At 49.6% G+C, this 15,551-nt stretch carries 12 protein-coding genes, 3 tRNA genes, 2 pseudogenes and 1 other annotated feature; of the genes and pseudogenes, 5 read left to right on the forward strand and 12 right to left on the reverse strand.

From position 1 onward, the window contains the following. Positions 1–19: 19 nt before the first annotated feature. Positions 20–1,021: a LacI family DNA-binding transcriptional regulator gene (locus G5B42_RS02885; protein ID WP_181338937.1), complete on the reverse strand. Its 1,002-nt coding sequence runs from the start codon at positions 1,019–1,021 to the stop codon at positions 20–22. A 235-nt stretch (positions 1,022–1,256) separates the two neighbouring features. After that, positions 1,257–1,540 (forward strand) — a binding site (T-box leader). A 62-nt stretch (positions 1,541–1,602) separates the two neighbouring features. On the opposite strand from G5B42_RS02885, the gene aroF reads away from it, so the two are divergent. Then, the gene (gene aroF / locus G5B42_RS02890) at positions 1,603–2,616 is read left to right on the forward strand and encodes a 3-deoxy-7-phosphoheptulonate synthase (protein ID WP_181338938.1); all 1,014 of its coding nucleotides are present in this window, start codon (positions 1,603–1,605) and stop codon (positions 2,614–2,616) included. 197 nt (positions 2,617–2,813) lie between these two features. Here aroF and G5B42_RS02895 read toward each other — a convergent pair whose 3' ends face one another. Together G5B42_RS02895 and G5B42_RS02900 are read right to left on the reverse strand one after the other, a co-directional pair. Beyond that, the gene (locus G5B42_RS02895; RefSeq protein ID WP_181338939.1) at positions 2,814–2,975 is read right to left on the reverse strand and encodes a rubredoxin; all 162 of its coding nucleotides are present in this window, start codon (positions 2,973–2,975) and stop codon (positions 2,814–2,816) included. Between the two features lie 177 nt (positions 2,976–3,152). Beyond that, positions 3,153–3,647, reverse strand: a complete 495-nt coding sequence (locus tag G5B42_RS02900) for a rubrerythrin family protein (RefSeq protein ID WP_181338940.1) — start codon at positions 3,645–3,647, stop codon at positions 3,153–3,155. A gap of 176 nt (positions 3,648–3,823) precedes the next feature. Here G5B42_RS02900 and G5B42_RS02905 point away from each other — a divergent pair. After that, positions 3,824–4,594 (forward strand): annotated as a pseudogene (locus G5B42_RS02905) (sulfatase-like hydrolase/transferase); the annotation flags it as partial. Between the two features lie 425 nt (positions 4,595–5,019). Here G5B42_RS02905 and mgtE read toward each other — a convergent pair. The 4 genes and pseudogenes from mgtE to G5B42_RS02925 form a co-directional block, all read right to left on the reverse strand. Beyond that, positions 5,020–6,375 (reverse strand): magnesium transporter, encoded by a 1,356-nt coding sequence (gene mgtE / locus G5B42_RS02910; RefSeq protein ID WP_181338942.1) that lies wholly within the window; start codon positions 6,373–6,375, stop codon positions 5,020–5,022. Between the two features lie 454 nt (positions 6,376–6,829). Then, positions 6,830–7,114 (reverse strand): annotated as a pseudogene (locus G5B42_RS02915) (DUF4180 domain-containing protein); the annotation flags it as partial. 97 nt (positions 7,115–7,211) lie between these two features. Continuing rightward, a tRNA-Glu gene (locus G5B42_RS02920) sits at positions 7,212–7,287 on the reverse strand. Between the two features lie 5 nt (positions 7,288–7,292). Continuing rightward, positions 7,293–7,366, reverse strand: a tRNA-Gln gene (locus tag G5B42_RS02925). A gap of 316 nt (positions 7,367–7,682) precedes the next feature. Between G5B42_RS02925 and G5B42_RS02930 the strand changes: the two genes are divergently transcribed. Both G5B42_RS02930 and G5B42_RS02935 read left to right on the forward strand, forming a co-directional pair. After that, the gene (locus tag G5B42_RS02930) at positions 7,683–9,518 is read left to right on the forward strand and encodes a phosphoenolpyruvate carboxykinase (GTP) (protein ID WP_181338944.1); all 1,836 of its coding nucleotides are present in this window, start codon (positions 7,683–7,685) and stop codon (positions 9,516–9,518) included. A 188-nt stretch (positions 9,519–9,706) separates the two neighbouring features. Beyond that, positions 9,707–10,777 carry an AI-2E family transporter gene (locus G5B42_RS02935; protein ID WP_181338945.1) on the forward strand — a complete coding sequence of 357 codons (1,071 nt, stop codon included), beginning with the start codon at positions 9,707–9,709 and terminating at the stop codon, positions 10,775–10,777. Positions 10,778–10,793: 16 nt separating this feature from the next. Here G5B42_RS02935 and rnhA read toward each other — a convergent pair whose 3' ends face one another. From rnhA to G5B42_RS02950, 3 genes are all read right to left on the reverse strand, one after another. After that, on the reverse strand, positions 10,794–11,231 hold the full coding sequence (rnhA, locus tag G5B42_RS02940) for a ribonuclease HI (RefSeq protein WP_181338946.1): 438 nt from the start codon (positions 11,229–11,231) through the stop codon (positions 10,794–10,796). A gap of 71 nt (positions 11,232–11,302) precedes the next feature. Next, positions 11,303–12,289 carry an L-lactate dehydrogenase gene (locus tag G5B42_RS02945; protein WP_181338947.1) on the reverse strand — a complete coding sequence of 329 codons (987 nt, stop codon included), beginning with the start codon at positions 12,287–12,289 and terminating at the stop codon, positions 11,303–11,305. A 23-nt stretch (positions 12,290–12,312) separates the two neighbouring features. After that, positions 12,313–13,920 (reverse strand): MBL fold metallo-hydrolase RNA specificity domain-containing protein, encoded by a 1,608-nt coding sequence (locus G5B42_RS02950; protein WP_181338948.1) that lies wholly within the window; start codon positions 13,918–13,920, stop codon positions 12,313–12,315. Between the two features lie 206 nt (positions 13,921–14,126). On the opposite strand from G5B42_RS02950, the gene G5B42_RS02955 reads away from it, so the two are divergent. Beyond that, positions 14,127–14,203 (forward strand) — tRNA-Pro (locus G5B42_RS02955). A 147-nt stretch (positions 14,204–14,350) separates the two neighbouring features. On the opposite strand, the gene G5B42_RS02960 is transcribed toward G5B42_RS02955, so the two are convergent. Beyond that, positions 14,351–15,277 (reverse strand): DUF5107 domain-containing protein, encoded by a 927-nt coding sequence (locus G5B42_RS02960; RefSeq protein WP_181338949.1) that lies wholly within the window; start codon positions 15,275–15,277, stop codon positions 14,351–14,353. After that, positions 15,255–15,530, reverse strand: a complete 276-nt coding sequence (locus G5B42_RS02965; RefSeq protein WP_181338950.1) for a hypothetical protein — start codon at positions 15,528–15,530, stop codon at positions 15,255–15,257. The genes G5B42_RS02960 and G5B42_RS02965 overlap by 23 nt, the downstream gene beginning before the upstream one ends. Positions 15,531–15,551 lie beyond the last annotated feature (21 nt).

The raw sequence follows: 15,551 nt of genomic DNA on the forward strand, positions 1-15,551 counted from the left end.
ACATTTTACGTTAAAAATTTTAACACCCGCATGATTCCCGAACAATCAATTGGGGTGGGATCACCAGATTAACACTGGGGACTTCATTGTTCTGGTCGAGGGTGTAAATCAACTTTTCGCAACATAGATTGCCAATCATATAGGTTGGTTGTTTCACCGTCGTTAAAGGTGGACTGGTGTACTGGCAGATCCGGAGATCGTCAAACCCTACCAGGGCGACATCATCCGGAATCTTGACGCCCATCTGTTGCGCTGTTTTGAGGACGCCCAAAGCCAACTCGTCATAGGCACAGAAAATGGCATCGGGAGGTTCCGGCAGTTCCATTAAATGCGTGAAAACCGTACTGATCGTTTGGGTTGGACCGCCCGCGATGTATTCAGGCTTGATTTCATAGCCGCATTCCTGTAAAGCCGCCCGGTACCCGTCCAACCTTTCCTTCCGGTCCGGCAGGTGCGGGGCTTCGTCTCCACTGATGTAGGCAATTTTTTTATAACCATGAGAGACCAGATGCATAACGGCTTTATAGGCTCCGCGCTTGTTATCCACCGTAATCGAGGGGATGTTGTACGCCTGCATGTTCCGGCCAAAAAGGATGATCGGTTTGCCGCTCTTTTTGATCTTCACCAGTTCGTCATCGGACAAGGACGTGAGAATAAAGATCATGCCGCTAATGCTTTTGTCATAGAGGAAACGGACAAAGTCCAGCTCTTTTTCGAGTTTTCCTCCCCCGTCACAGACAATTAACCTTAAATCATACTCATTGGCTTTATTCTCAATCCCCTGAATAATCTCACCGTAAAAAGAGTTGGCGATCTCAGGAACGATAGCCCCGATCACATCAGTCTGGTTTTTCCGCAAGGCTTTCGCCGAAAAGTTGGTTACGTAATTTAACTCTTCAATCACTGATAAGACTTTTTGCCTCGTCTCTTCCTTCACCCGGTCCTTATTGTTTAAAACCCGCGAAACTGTGGCGATGGAAACACCGGCTTTCTTTGCGACATCCCGAATTGTATATTTCATTGTTTACCTCTTAGCTCTAATGTAAACGTTTTTACATCCAGTATTATACTCTTTATTTACATGATAGTCAAGATTTATTTTCTTTGGTGTTACGCGGCGACTTTAGCCCAAAAACACCAACATGCTCCAAGCACCGGATGGCGAAACCGGGCAAATTGCCAATTGACAAGCCGACTCGTTTCCATTATTATTTTGGGTAATACTTAAATATGCTAAATAATATTAAAGACCAAAAACAAAGGCGAGGAAAGGGAAGAGTAAGTATAAAAAGTTTTCCCAGCGAGCCGGGGTTGGTGGAAGCCGGTAAAATGATTTATACCGAAGTTCTCCCTGGAGCCGCAGGCTGAACGCAAAAACTTATGTTATTAGGCTGCGCCGGGTTTCTCCGACCGTTATCAAAGGAGGGCATATCGGAAAAAGGCCGAAGCCGGCAATTTTTCCCGTATGCTTGAGAGTGGTTTCCTGAGCAGGATTCAATTTGGGTGGTACCGCGTGGATAATAATCTCCTCGTCCCAATCCGGGGTGAGGAGTTTTTTCTTTAAGTAAGAAGGATAGTGGGATCGCAAGGAGGGACCAAAAAATGATCGTTGTCATGCAAACAGGAGCAACCAAAGAGCAAGTCCGACAGGTCGAAGAGGTTCTGATCCAGCTGGGCTTTAAAACCCATCCCATTTACGGCGAAATAAAGACCGTCATCGGAGCGATTGGGGACAAAAGATTACTCAACCCGCAATTAATCACCGACATGCCAGGGGTGGAAGGCATTGTGCCGATCATGAAGCCCTACAAACTGGCCAGCAAAGAACTGAAACAAACCAAAACCACCATCCAAATCGATGATCTAACCATCGGCGGCCGGGAAATCGTCATCATGGCCGGGCCTTGCGCCGTCGAAAACGAACAGATCTTTTATGAAACCGCCCGGAAAGTAAAAGCCGCCGGCGCTAAAATCCTCCGCGGCGGTGCCTATAAGCCCCGTACTTCCCCCTATTCCTTCCAAGGGCTCGAAGAAGAAGGGCTCAAAATGTTGGCCCTCGCCCGCCGGGAAACAGGACTGAAGATCGTCACCGAAGTGGTAGATACCCGTGATGTGGAAAAAGTCGCCGAGTACGCTGACATCCTGCAAATCGGGGCCAGAAATATGCAGAATTTCCGCCTGCTCAAAGAAGCAGGAGCCAGCGGTAAACCGATTTTACTGAAGAGGGGACTGGCGGCCACCATTGAGGAGTGGTTGATGGCGGCCGAGTACATCATGTCTTCCGGTAATCCCCATATAATTCTCTGTGAAAGAGGGATCCGCACCTTCGAAACAGCCACCAGAAATACCATTGATATCAGCGCCATTCCGGTCGTCCAAGAACTGTCCCACCTTCCCGTTATTGTGGATCCCAGCCATGCCACGGGATCATGGAAATATGTCGATGCGCTCTCGAAAGCGGCGGTGGCGGCAGGTGCGGACGGGCTGCTCATTGAAGTCCATGATGATCCGGCCCGGGCTTTGTGTGATGGACCCCAGTCCCTCCGGCCGGATAAATTTGCCTTCTTGGTTGAAGAACTAAAAGCGGTGGCCGCCGCCGTCCACCGGAGCCTGTGAGGACAATAACAAAGGGGGTTACTTCATAGCGTTAACCCCCTCTTCCACGCCTATTACACCCAAGCACTAACTTTCGTCGCTTATTACTATCGCACGCTGCCTGTCTGCCTTGGCAAGTAAAGCAGACCCGGTTTTCGCCCTTTGGCCGTGCCCCCAGCTTGTTGGGTCAGCACCTGCCTTGAGCTCCCCGCGGTAGATTATTCGGCAAGCTCAAATTCCTCTTTACCGGCGCCACATACGGGACAGGTCCAATCTTCAGGCACATCCTCCCACTTGGTCCCCGGCGCAATACCGTCGTCAGGATAACCGGCCTCTTCATCATAGACAAAGTCACAGAACAAACAGTTATATTTTGCCATTACATCCCCATCCTTTCTGGTTATGGATTAAGTATAGTATTATTGTTCGGCTCTCCGAATTCCTCTTTCTTTGCCAATCTTTTTTAAAATATTGTTTCAATGAAATCAAAACAAGCCGAACTGACCAAAAGCGCCGGTTAATCCGGCGCTTCATCATGCCCTCAGATGACCTCTTCTTCAATACTTAATAAACTTTTCACCCGGTAATTGACAGATGGCGCACTTGTCCGGTACGGATTTTTCGATATTACCGCAGACCGGACAGAGATAATAAAAGACCTCTTCCGTCTCTTCCAAATTCTCCAGCGCTTCCTGGAAGAGTCTGGCATGGACCTTTTCCGCTTCCAGGGCGAATTTAAAAGCCCTGGCCGCCGCTTTATTCCCTTCTTCCTCGGCCAATTTTAAGAATTCCGGGTACATCTCCTTAAACTCGTGAGTTTCTCCGGCAATCGCCGCCTCCAAGTTTTCGCTGGTCGAACCAAGCTTCCCTGCCAGCTCAAACTCTTTTAAGGCGTGAATCGTTTCCGCCTCGGCGGTTACCCGGAAGAGTTTGGCCACGTTATGCTTTCCCTCCGCCTCCGCCTTTTTGGCGTAAGCAAGGTACTTCCGGTTGGCCTGGGCTTCCCCGGCAAAGGCGGCCATCAAATTACTCAGGGTCTTTCCGTCTTGCATCGATGATCCCTCCAAAATACTAAGATGGAAAACAATTTCTCCCGGCCAAACTTGTTCCCCTTTCTGTTTTCGTCTTTTTAAGCAAAATATTGCCGATTCTTCTTCATTCATTATCTCCCAATTACCCGCTGCCAATCCCACCTGGCGGCGCATACCCTATTAGGGAGGTGAGACCAATGCCGAATCAACTCGCCGGATCCCCGAAGACAAAACACGTCTTTTCCACAAAGCCCAATATTCTCCTTATTATGGTCGATCAGCAGCGTTATCCACCCGTCTATGAAAACGAAGAATTAAGAATTTGGCGCAAAAAACATCTGAAAGCCCAGAATATATTGGCGGAAAATGGCTTCACATTTAAAAACCACTATACGGGAAGCACCGCCTGTTGCCCTAGCCGGGCTACAATTTACACTGGACAATACCCGTCTCTCCACGGCGTGACCCAGACCGACGGTGCGGCCAAAGGAGCCTATGATCCGGACATCTTCTGGTTGGATCCCAATACGGTTCCGACCATGGGCGATTATTTCCGCGCCGCAGGTTACCAAACCTATTGGAAAGGCAAATGGCATGCTTCCGCCGCCGATATTCTCATCCCCGGGACCAAGACCGCCTACCTCACTTACAATCCGGATAACGGTGTGCCAATCCCCGCAGAAGAGGAACGATATCTGAGGGCCGATGTTCTTAATGCTTTTGGCTTTAGCAGCTGGGTCGGCCCCGAACCCCACGGTGCAAACCCCAGAAATTCCGGCTCTTCCGCCGCAAATGGCGTCAGCGGCCGCGATGTGGTTTACGCCGAGCAGACCGTCGCTTTGATTAGAGAATTGGATCTAGAGTACCGTAAAAAAACAGGACACCCGGTAAAACCCTGGTTTATCGTCTCCTCCTTTGTAAATCCCCATGATATTGCCATCTTTGGTGCAATTTCGCGCGCCTCGCCAACCGGCCAAGGTGGAACCAAGGAAATTTGGAAATACTCCCGTTACTTTGCCAACCCGCAATTTCAGACCGTCCCCGGCCGCCCCGAGCAGTTTCCATACCGGGGCCCAGTCGTCGAAACCTTCAACCCCGGTTGTCAAATTGATCCGCCAAACGGCAAAGCGATCCCGGACCAATATGAAATGTATAATTTAAACCGCGATCCGCTGGAAATCGATAACCTCGTCCATCATCCTACCCCGGTTCTTAAGCAAATCCGGGCAATCCTCGCCGGGCTTCTATGGGAGCAGTGCCAAAAGAAACGGCTATATCCGGGCGGTGGTTTAAACCCACCTGGCATAAAAAAACGCGCCGGTTGAACCGGCGCGTTCTCAATTCATTTTTAATCCCGCAACAAAAATACCTGCGTTTCGTCGTACCTATTACATCATATTCCCAGTATCATAGTGGCGATCCGGAAATAAATCAGCAAAGACAGCGCATCGACGATCGTCGTGATGAAGGGGCTGGCCATCACCACCGGATCAAAGCCCGCCTTTTGCGCCAGCATGGGGAAGATACACCCGGTCAACTTCGCCACACAGACCGTCAAGAACAAGGTCAAACAGATGACAAAAGCCACCAACAGGGTAACCTGGTCAAAGAACATGAGTTTGACAAAGTTGATCGCCGCCAGAGTCGCACCGGCCAAAATAGCAACCTGAAACTCCTTCCAAACAATCCGGAAAAGATCACGAAACTCCAACTCATTCAAGGAAAGACCGCGGATCACCGTGACCGACGCCTGGCTGCCCGAATTACCGCCGGTATCCATCAGCATGGGAATATAGGCCGTCAACAAAACATAAGTCTTCAAAGCATCTTCAAAATGACTAATAATCAATCCGGTAAAAGTGGCCGAGATCATCAAAACCAAAAGCCAGGGAATACGGCTTTTCCAGATCTCCAGGACTGAAGTTTTCAAATACGGCCGGTCGGTTGGCGTAATCGCCGCCATCTTTTCAAAGTCCTCGGTGGTCTCTTCCTGCAGGACGTCGATGGCATCGTCAACAGTAACAATCCCAACCAACCGCCCCTCACCATCGACGACCGGGAGCACGGTTAGATCATACTTGGCAAACATCTTCGCCACCGTTTCCTGGTCCTCCGTGGTCCGCACCGACACCACATACCGGTTCATGATCTTTTCAATCCGGTCATTCTCGTTAGCCAAAATAAGCGTGCGGATAGAGACAACCCCAATCAGACGCCGGCCGTCATCCGTCACATAGCAAGCATTAATGGTCTCGCTGTCCACCCCTAACTGCCGGATCCGCTTGATCGCATCGGCAACCGTCATATGGGCACGGAGACTGACAAACTCCGTGGTCATAATGCTCCCGGCCGAATCTTCCGGGTACTTCAGGATCTCATTAATTTGCCGGCGGGTTTCCGGGTCGGCTTGTCTAAGAATGCGTTTAACCACATTGGCGGGCATCTCCTCAATGAGCGCCGCCGCATCATCCACGTAAAGCTCGTTGACCACCGCCTGAAGCTCGGCATCGGAAAAGCCTTGGATCAAATGATGTTGCAAGTCGCTGTCCATTTCGACGAAGGTCTCGGCGGCCAAATCTTTCGGCAATAACCGGAAAACCAAAGGCAGGCTTTTTTCCGACAGTTCGCTAAAGAGCGCGGCGATGTCCGCCGGGGGCATGGTGATTAAAATATCCCGTAAACGCTGGAAACTTTTCTCCTCAATCAGCGTAAGAACGGTTTTCTTTAAGTTGGTATAAACTTCCGCCATTGGTCTTTTCTCCTTTCTGCAGATGCTAAATGAGATCGGTTATACGGTACCCTACGAGAACAGGAGTAAGACACAATACGGCTGAAGCCTCAGCGAAAAGTGGACGCTGCGGTAGCAAAGGTCCACACACGCCGGCTTCGGCCTAAAGTTGTGCCATTACTACTGTCAGCGTCCATCCTTTTCACCTCACTTTTCTTTTCAATAGTTTAAATAATGAAGGGCCATCATCCATCTCCAAAAAAATAATAACACCGCAAGTTCTTGACGTTTCGTATAGGGTGTTTCTCTACAATTTTAGAGTACTGCGAAGTGAATACCAGTGTCAAGACAAAATCCTAACGCACACCCGCCAATACTAATTCTTACCCCAAATATAAATTTCATCCTTCAGGCCGTCGCTGTATAATGATCCCATATTCTCTCCAAAGCTACAGGCATAGGTACCATAAAAAGACTATTCGCCTGCGAAGCCGACTGTGTTGTGCAATAGTCCTATGTTTAAAATCCAGTTTTCAGCTTCATCTTTATTGTTAAATACTTTAAAACTGTTTCCTTTATTGGCCTCGGTGATAAATTCCCCGAATTTACCCTTCACTTTTTGCTGATCCGGCAGGACAAGCGCCACTTTTATCCGGTAATTGATAAACTTTTGCAAGACACTTCCGGCCAAACCCGTCCGGAGGTTAAAAAAATCCTCCGCTAAAGCCGGGGCATGGATCATCACCAGATTGGGGTCGTTTTCAAAACAGGCCGACCTTCACCGTTGGATTTTGCCATGACTGGGCGCAGAATAAAAAAAGAGGCTTTGTAAAAGCCTCTTTCATCATTTTTTAAGATGGTAGTCCCAACGGGAATCGAACCCGTGTCTCCGCCGTGAGAGGGCGGTGTCCTAGGCCGCTAGACGATGGGACCAAAGATGGCTGGGGGAGAAGGACTCGAACCCTCGCTAACGGGGCCAGAACCCGTCGTCCTACCACTAGACGATCCCCCAGTGAATAATCGCATTGGTTATTATAGCACTTCTACCCGCCCGCGTCAAGGGCAGATTGCAAACCCTTTTCCGCAGAATTGTATCTCCTGTATAAGGTATACAAGATATTTACGCAATGTTCAAACCGAAAGGATTTTTTTTTCGACAATAGTTGTGCTAAAGTGTTATTATCAGTTAATATGAGGAGAATTCGATTTTTTTAGGAATCGTCCAACTAATAGTTATAGTAATGGTATTATCTCCCGAGTTCTCCTTATTTTCTGTCGTCTATCGACAAGACGCGGAGACCAATACTATAAAGTAAGGAGGATTATTCATGTTGGACAACGTCAGTCGAGCTAAACTTGAAGCCCTAAACAACCCGAAGGTCATGGCTTATGTGGAGGAAGCGATTAAAATCTGCCGCCCGGCGAAGGTCACCGTGATCACCGACTCCGAGGAAGATACCAATTACATCCGGGAACTGGCCATTAAAAACCGGGAAGAAACCCCATTAAAATTAAAAGGCCACACCATCCATTTTGACAGCCCAAAAGACCAAGGCCGGGATAAACAACATACCAGATATCTGGTGTCCAAAAAGGTAGATTGGGGTCTTGACGTTAACTATATCCTTAAGGACGAGGGCTTACCCGAGATTCTTTCCATCATCGACGGTATCATGGAAGGCAAGGAGATGCTGATCGCCTTCTTCTCCCTCGGCCCGACCAATTCCCCCTTTTCGCTAAGGGCAATGCAGATCACCGATTCGGCCTACGTTGTCCATAGCGAAAAGATCCTCTACCGCAGCGGTTATGAAGAGTTTAAACGCTTGAACGGTTCCGATGATTTCTTCTATTTCCTGCACTCGGCGGGACGCCTGGTCGACAACGTAACCGCCGACATCGATAAACGCCGGATCTACATCGACCTGGAAGAAAACCGGGTGTACACGGTGAACAACCAGTACGCCGGTAACAGCGTCGGCCTGAAGAAACTGGCCTTCCGCCTGGCCATCCAAAAAGCGCAACGGGAAGGCTGGCTGGCCGAGCACATGTTCCTCATGGGTGTTCACGGGAAACCAGGCCGCACCACCTATTTTGCCGGAGCCTTCCCCAGCGCCTGCGGGAAAACCAGTACCGCGATGCTGCCGGGGCAGAGCATTGTGGGCGACGACATCGCCTATTTCCGTAAAATCAACGGGGAAATCCGGGCGGTTAACGTCGAGAAAGGAATCTTTGGCATTATTGAAAATGTCAACCCCAATGATGACCCGTTGATCTACGAAGCCCTCACCACCCCGCGGGAGGTTATCTTCTCCAACGTCCTGGTCAACGACGGCACGCCCTATTGGTTGGGTATGGGGAAAGAGCCGCCGGCCGAGGGAATCAACTTTACAGGCCATTGGTATAAGGGGAAGAAGGATGAAAACGGGAAAGAAATTCCCTATGCGCATAAAAACGCCCGCTACACCATTGCCCTTGAAGAACTGGACAATGTTGACCCCAATTTAAACGACCCAAATGGCGTCCCGGTGAAGGCGATTGTCTACGGTGGCCGCGATTCCTATACGACGGTCCCGATTTGTGAGTCCCTCTCCTGGGCCCACGGTGTCTTCATGGGGGCGACCGTTGAGTCGGAGACGACCGCTGCTACCATCGGGAAAGAGGGTGTACGGACCCATGACCCAATGGCCAATAAAGACTTTATCTCCGTACCCCTGGCCACCTACCTGGAAAACCACATCAAATTTGCCGAGGGGCTTAAAGAAGTCCCGACCATCTTCGCCACCAACTATTTCTTGAAGAACAGTGAAGGCAAATACCTCAACGGTAAACTTGATAAGCTGGTCTGGATTCTCTGGGCCGAAGGCCGCGTCAACGGCGACTACGATGCAATCGAGACTCCAGTCGGCCGGATTCCCAAGTACGAAGACCTGAAGAACCTGTTTAAACAGCACTTGAACGCAGACTACACCGAAGAAGACTACAACGAACAGTTCGCGATCCGGATTGCCAAGTACTTGGAGAAAATGGACCGGATGACCGAGGCTTTCAGCCATATTAAGTTGCCCGCGGCGTTTGCCGCCGAAATGGAAAACCAGATTAAACGGTTGCAAGAGGCCAAAGCCATTTACGGCGATGTGGCCACTCCGGATAAATTCCGGAAATAATCTAAACTTGTGACCCACTACCAACCTCATAATAACAAACGAGCCTGTTTCACAACAGGCTCGTTTGTCTTTAACCCTCCGCCGGCAAAGCCGCCAAACACTGAAATCAAATTGTAAACAGTCACCAGAAAGGATTTAACCCTTCTTTGTGGAAATAGAACCTACCGCGGCGAAAGGAAGATCAAGCGATGGCTATGTTCGACAATAAGTTTTTTAAAATCGCCTTTTCGATCCTTCTGGTTCTCTTGATTCTCTACCTCTGGAAGCAAGTGCATTATATCTACGATCCGCTTAATTCGGTGATCGCTGTCTTGTTAACACCCTTACTGGTCAGCATCTTTTTCTACTACCTTTTGCGCCCGATCGTCCGCTTTTTAATGAAGTATCTGCGCTATAAAGTTTTGGCCATCCTCATCACTTTCTTGCTGCTTGCCGTGATCATCATCACCGTTAGTTACTTTGGCGGCAGTATAATTCAAAAACAGGTTAAGGACCTTACCCATTTGTTCTCGAACTATTATACTTCCATCCGCAACAGCCTGCGTAATGCCGATAACGAGTTACTTGCCCACTATTTCGAGAAGTATAAGATCGAAGAGAAACTCGCCGCTTTCGTCACCCGGTTACTAACGGTGATTCAGAATAACTTCTTTGGCTTTTTTTCGAAAATTACCAGCACCGGAACGGTTATTATTCTCATCCCGGTGATCGTCTATTATTTCCTCAAGGACGACCACGCGATTTACCACGGGTTGCTTAGCCTTTTGCCCGCAAAACTGAGAACACTGGGCAGAACAATCCTGGACGAAGTTGACCAGACCCTTGCCCGGTATATTTCCGGCCAACTGATCGTGGCCTTGATTGAAGGAAGTCTGGCGCTGGTTGGCTACCTCATTATTGGGCTTCCCAACGCATTGATTTTGGCGCTGACAATTACGGTAACTGCATTTATTCCGTTCATCGGTGCTATACTCGGGGCTTTACCCGCCGTTTTAATCGGGATTACCACCAGCTTTGCCCAGGCCTTTAAGGTCGTGCTCGTCCTGATTGTGGTGAACCAGTTGGAAAGCAACCTCATTGCGCCCCGGCTCCACGGGAGCAGGTTAAAGATCCATCCTTTAATTGTTATCTTCTTCGTAATGGCTTTTGTGACGGTCTTCGGTTTCCTTGGTGCGCTCTTTGCCGTTCCCTTCTGTATCGTCGCCCGCATCCTCTACCGCCAAATCCGGCAATATAAAGACGCGCAAAGCGCGGTGTAAGACACCGCGCTAGCTGCTAGGTAAGTTCCTTAATTGCCGCCCTGGCCAGCTCATCACAACGGTTGTTCTCAACCGAATCCGCATGCCCTTTGACCTTAATCCATTCAATTTGGTGTTTCCGGCTGAGCGCCAAAAGTTCCTGCCAGAGATCCTTGTTTTCCACCGGGGTTTTTTTCGCGGTCATCCAGCCGTTCTTCTCCCAATTCCGGAACCAGTTTTGCTGAAAAGCATTCACCAGATAGGCGCTGTCGGAATACAGTTTTACCCGGCAGGGATATTTAAGGCAAGACAAAGCCTCAATCGCCGCCTTTAATTCCATCCGTTGGTTGGTGGTCTCCTTTTCCCCGCCGGACAGTTCTTTCCGCTGTCCTTGGTAGAGGAGGACGGCCCCCCATCCGCCGGGGCCCGGATTGCCGCTGCAAGCCCCATCGGTATAGATCTCAACTTCCTTCATCCTCAGCCTCCCCTCAACCGGCACTGGACATTCGCCTTTCTCTTCCCCGCTTGGTCCAACCCTTGGTCCGGTCAATCTTGCACAAACTTAATCTCCCGCAGGACCCGTTTAATTACGTCCGCAGAGTTCTTCAGCTTTCGTTCTTCCTCCGGCGACAGATTGAGCATAATCCGCTTTTTAATCCCATCCCGGGCAACAACCGTGGGGATGCTCAAACAGACATCATAGATCCCATGCTCCCCTTCCAGCAGGGAAGAGACGGTGAGCACTGAGTATTCATTCCGGAGAATGCTTTCGGTGATCCGGACCAACCCAAGCCCAATCGCATAATAGGTGGCCCCTTTCCCCTTTATGATCTTATAGGCGGCATTTTTAACCTCTTCGAAGATTTCCTCTTTGGCTAACGGCCCGCAGTTTTTCCCGCATACCGGGCAGTATTCAGTAAAGCGGAGACCGGCAATGTTCGCCAGACTCCAGATGGGTACTTCGCTGTCACCGTGTTCCCCCAGGATATAGGCATGGACGTTCACCGGGCTGATCTGGCAGTGCTCGCTGAGGAGGTAACGGAAGCGGGCCGTATCCAAAACCGTCCCCGACCCGATCACTTTGTCCTTGGGCAATCCGGACAATTTTAGCGTCACATAGGTCATCACATCCACCGGGTTGGTCGCCACCAAGATCGGCGCATGCGTCCCGCTGGCCACCACTTTGGGGACGATATCCTGGAAGATTAGCACGTTCCGGTGGACCAAGTCGAGACGGGTTTCCCCTACTTTCTGGGCCGCTCCGGCCGTGATGACCACCAAGTCGGCATCCCGGCAATCCCCGTAATCCCCGGCGCGGACAATCACCGGGCGAACAAAGGGGACCCCATGGTTGAGATCCATTACTTCGCCCATGAGACGCTCTTCGTTCAGGTCAATGACAATGATCTCCGAAACCAAGCCGCTAATGAGCAGGGCATAAGCATAAGTGGAGCCCACCATGCCGGCCCCGATGATCACCACCCGGTTCGAGCGATTCCGGTTCCAATAACTTCGCTCGCCGTAAAAATCCATTGACAACAACCTCCTTTTCGCCGCTAACTTGAAAAGGAATTCTCCTCAATTAGCTTGTTCAATTTTTCAAGTTCCGCCGCCAAGGACATCAAGCCTTCGGGTCCGATCTGGTTGGCTTGCTGACGCAAGCGCCCACGGAAATCCAGATATTTTTCGTCCAACATGAGCAGGAGTTGCCGCAGTTGTTCCTGGGAATCGGGGACCTGGATCATACTTTTTTCCTCCGTCGCCTTCTCCGCCAGATCAAAACGCTGTCCCAGCTCCGGAATGATCGTGGTCATGTTCAGTGTTTCCCGAATTTTTTGTTCCCACACCGGTAAAACATCGGCATCGCCATGAACGAGAAAGACCGCGGCCGGCTTTTGGACAAAACCGCGCAGCCACTGCAACATCGCTTCCTGGTCGGCATGAGCGGAGAAACCTTCGATCTTCAGGATCTGCGCCTTCACCAGAATCTCCTCGCCGAAGATTTTTACCGCTTTCGCCCCGTCCAGCAGCCTTCTTCCTAATGTCCCCTCCGCCTGGTACCCCACAAACAAAACATGGGTCTCGGGTCGCCAGAGATTATGACGTAAATGGTGGAGGATCCTTCCCGCTTCACACATACCGCTGGCCGAGATAATAATCTGTTTCCCTTCCATCTCGTTTAAGCGTTTCGATTCTTCCGTCGTCCGGACAAAATGCAACCCTGGAAACTCGAAGGGGTTTTCCCCTTTCCGCAGAAGGTGGTAGGTTTCCTCGTCAAAATACTGGGAGTTGCGCCGGAAGATCTCCGTCGCGGAGACCGCCATCGGGCTATCGATATAAACCGGGATATCCAGGGGAATCTGGCCCGCCAGCCGCAGTTTCTTCAAATGGTAGAGGATATCCTGCGTACGGCCGACGGCAAAAGATGGAATGATCAGTTTTCCCCCCGCCTGTACGGCCCGGTTGACGGCTTCCGCCAGCCGTTCGGTCCGGTCTTCATGGTTGATGTGGTGCCGGTTTCCGTAGGTCGACTCGATAATAATATAGTCGGCCGCCTCAATTAATGCCGGATCGCGCACAATGGGCTGTTTGTACTGGCCAATATCTCCGCTAAAGACCAGTTTAATGCGTTTGTCTCCTTCATGGACCCAGATTTCCAAGATCGCAGAACCCAGGATATGGCCGGCATCACGAAAACGCACCTTTACACCTTCGCCCGCTTCAATCTCTTCCCCGTAATGGACCGGGTAAAAATATTTCAAGGCGGCCTGGGCGTCATGGACCGTATATAAAGGCTCAATCGGAGCTGCCCCTTGGCGGACCCGCTTCCGGTTGTGCCATTCTGCTTCCATCTCTTGAATATATCCGGCATCGGTCAGCATAATCTGACACAGATCGGTGGTCGCCTGCGTCGCAATAATCCGCCCGCGAAAGCCCAGCTGACAAAGCTTGGGAAGGTATCCGGAATGGTCGATATGGGCGTGGGTGAGGAGGACAAAATCCAAATCGGCCGGATTAAAGGGCAAGGACCGGTCGTTCAAATCCCGCTCTTCAGAGGAACCTTGAAATAACCCGCAATCGACCAAAAATTTACTCTTCTCCGTTTCTAAATAAAAACAAGAACCGGTAACCATCCGGGCCGCGCCTAAAAATGTAATATGCAAAGCAGATCACCATCTCTAACTCGTTTTGGCTGAAGGAATAGCCTAAATTGTCATAAACTTTTCTTTCGCGATTGAACCGGCAAATCCTCCCGGCCCTCGCTGCTTTGTTGTCTTCAACGACCCGATTGTTCAACAAAAATGAAGCAAATTCTATTAATTCCCTTTGACATTTTGCCAAAGTTTTGGTATATTAAAAAAAAGGCTCACGGGGCGTAGCTCAGCTTGGTAGAGCGTTCGGTTCGGGACCGAAAGGTCGCAAGTTCAAATCTTGTCGCCCCGACCATGTATGAATTTTTAAGCCCTAGGGAATTACCTAGGGCTTTGTTCTTTTATCAGTTTAGATTAGCAGCGGTTGACCTTGCTTTGGCAGACCGGGCAACTTTCCATCCGTGTATAGAGCATTGCGGATTCTTTGTCTCTCCAGGCATTCTTAACTTACGGTCAGCTTTACGGAAAATTTCAGCGTTGTTCCGGGTTCCAACGAGTATAATTTGCGTTCCCTTTCCGCTTTATCAATGGAATCGTAGAATCCATTACAAGGTTCCAGCGCACAATTGTAGTCCCCTCTGTAGCCACCGGCGGTAACCCAAAAACCCAAATACGGTAGTACCTCGGGGTCGTATCTAATGTTCAACCGTAAATCACTTGCCGGGTAATACACGCCGCAGATACCGTTTTCAATTCTATGGCTGAGATAGTATTTACAGCAGATGCCGCTATTCGCCGGCCATACCCGGTCCAACCGATAGCTGCGTCCATCAACAGTCCGGGTCACCGGAAATGGATGGATGGTTCCTTCCGCCCCAAGCAGGCCGGACGACACATTAACCACTTCCGTGGTGCTGGGAGGAAATATGATTTCCATATCCTCATAACAATTTAATAGACAATGAAGTGCCCAAATACACTTAATCGGTTCATCACCAAAGTTTGTTATTGCGTAATTCAAATGCAGGGTATCATCACCCAAGGATATATCTTTTTGATAGGTATAGGGTAGAATTTTACTGGTATAAGATAAGAACAACGCTTGCCCGTTCATAAAATAGTTGAATTCGGCGCTCCAGATTTCCCCGTGGTCCGGATAAGTAACATCTTGATCTTTATATTTCACAATCGAAGAATCTATCGTCGGAAAACAATCATCAAAACCGGAAGCATCATACTGGGCGAAATCGGCATACAACGAAGGCTTTCGGTATACGTCCTCCTTGTTCTGGAATAAAAATTCAAACCCCTTTTCCTTATGGTATATGGAGGCCACTTTCCCACCCAACTCGGGTAAAACAATTACCCGGAGCACCCCGTTTTCCATTAATATACCGGTCCTTCCCTTAAAAACGATCTCTTTCATCATCCTTGTTGACCGTACACCCCCAAATTAAATTTTCCAGTATTTTGGGATCAATCTTCTTCATTTTACACGGTTTTAGTAAATCCCGTCTATACTGTTTAGAGGCGTTAAAAAACGGTTGATAGTCCCATGGTTGATATTTCCCAGAGATCATGGCTTCTTGCACTGTATTCCGGTCTACTTGATCTTTTAAGATTTTTTCATTCAAACTACCATCGTCATATCCTTCCGGTACCAAGGCATGTAAAGCTTCCACCCGGGGCGGTCTTTAAGGATA

This window comes from Capillibacterium thermochitinicola, from assembly GCF_013664685.1.
GTDB classification, from domain to species: Bacteria; Bacillota; UBA4882; order UBA10575; family UBA10575; genus Capillibacterium; species Capillibacterium thermochitinicola.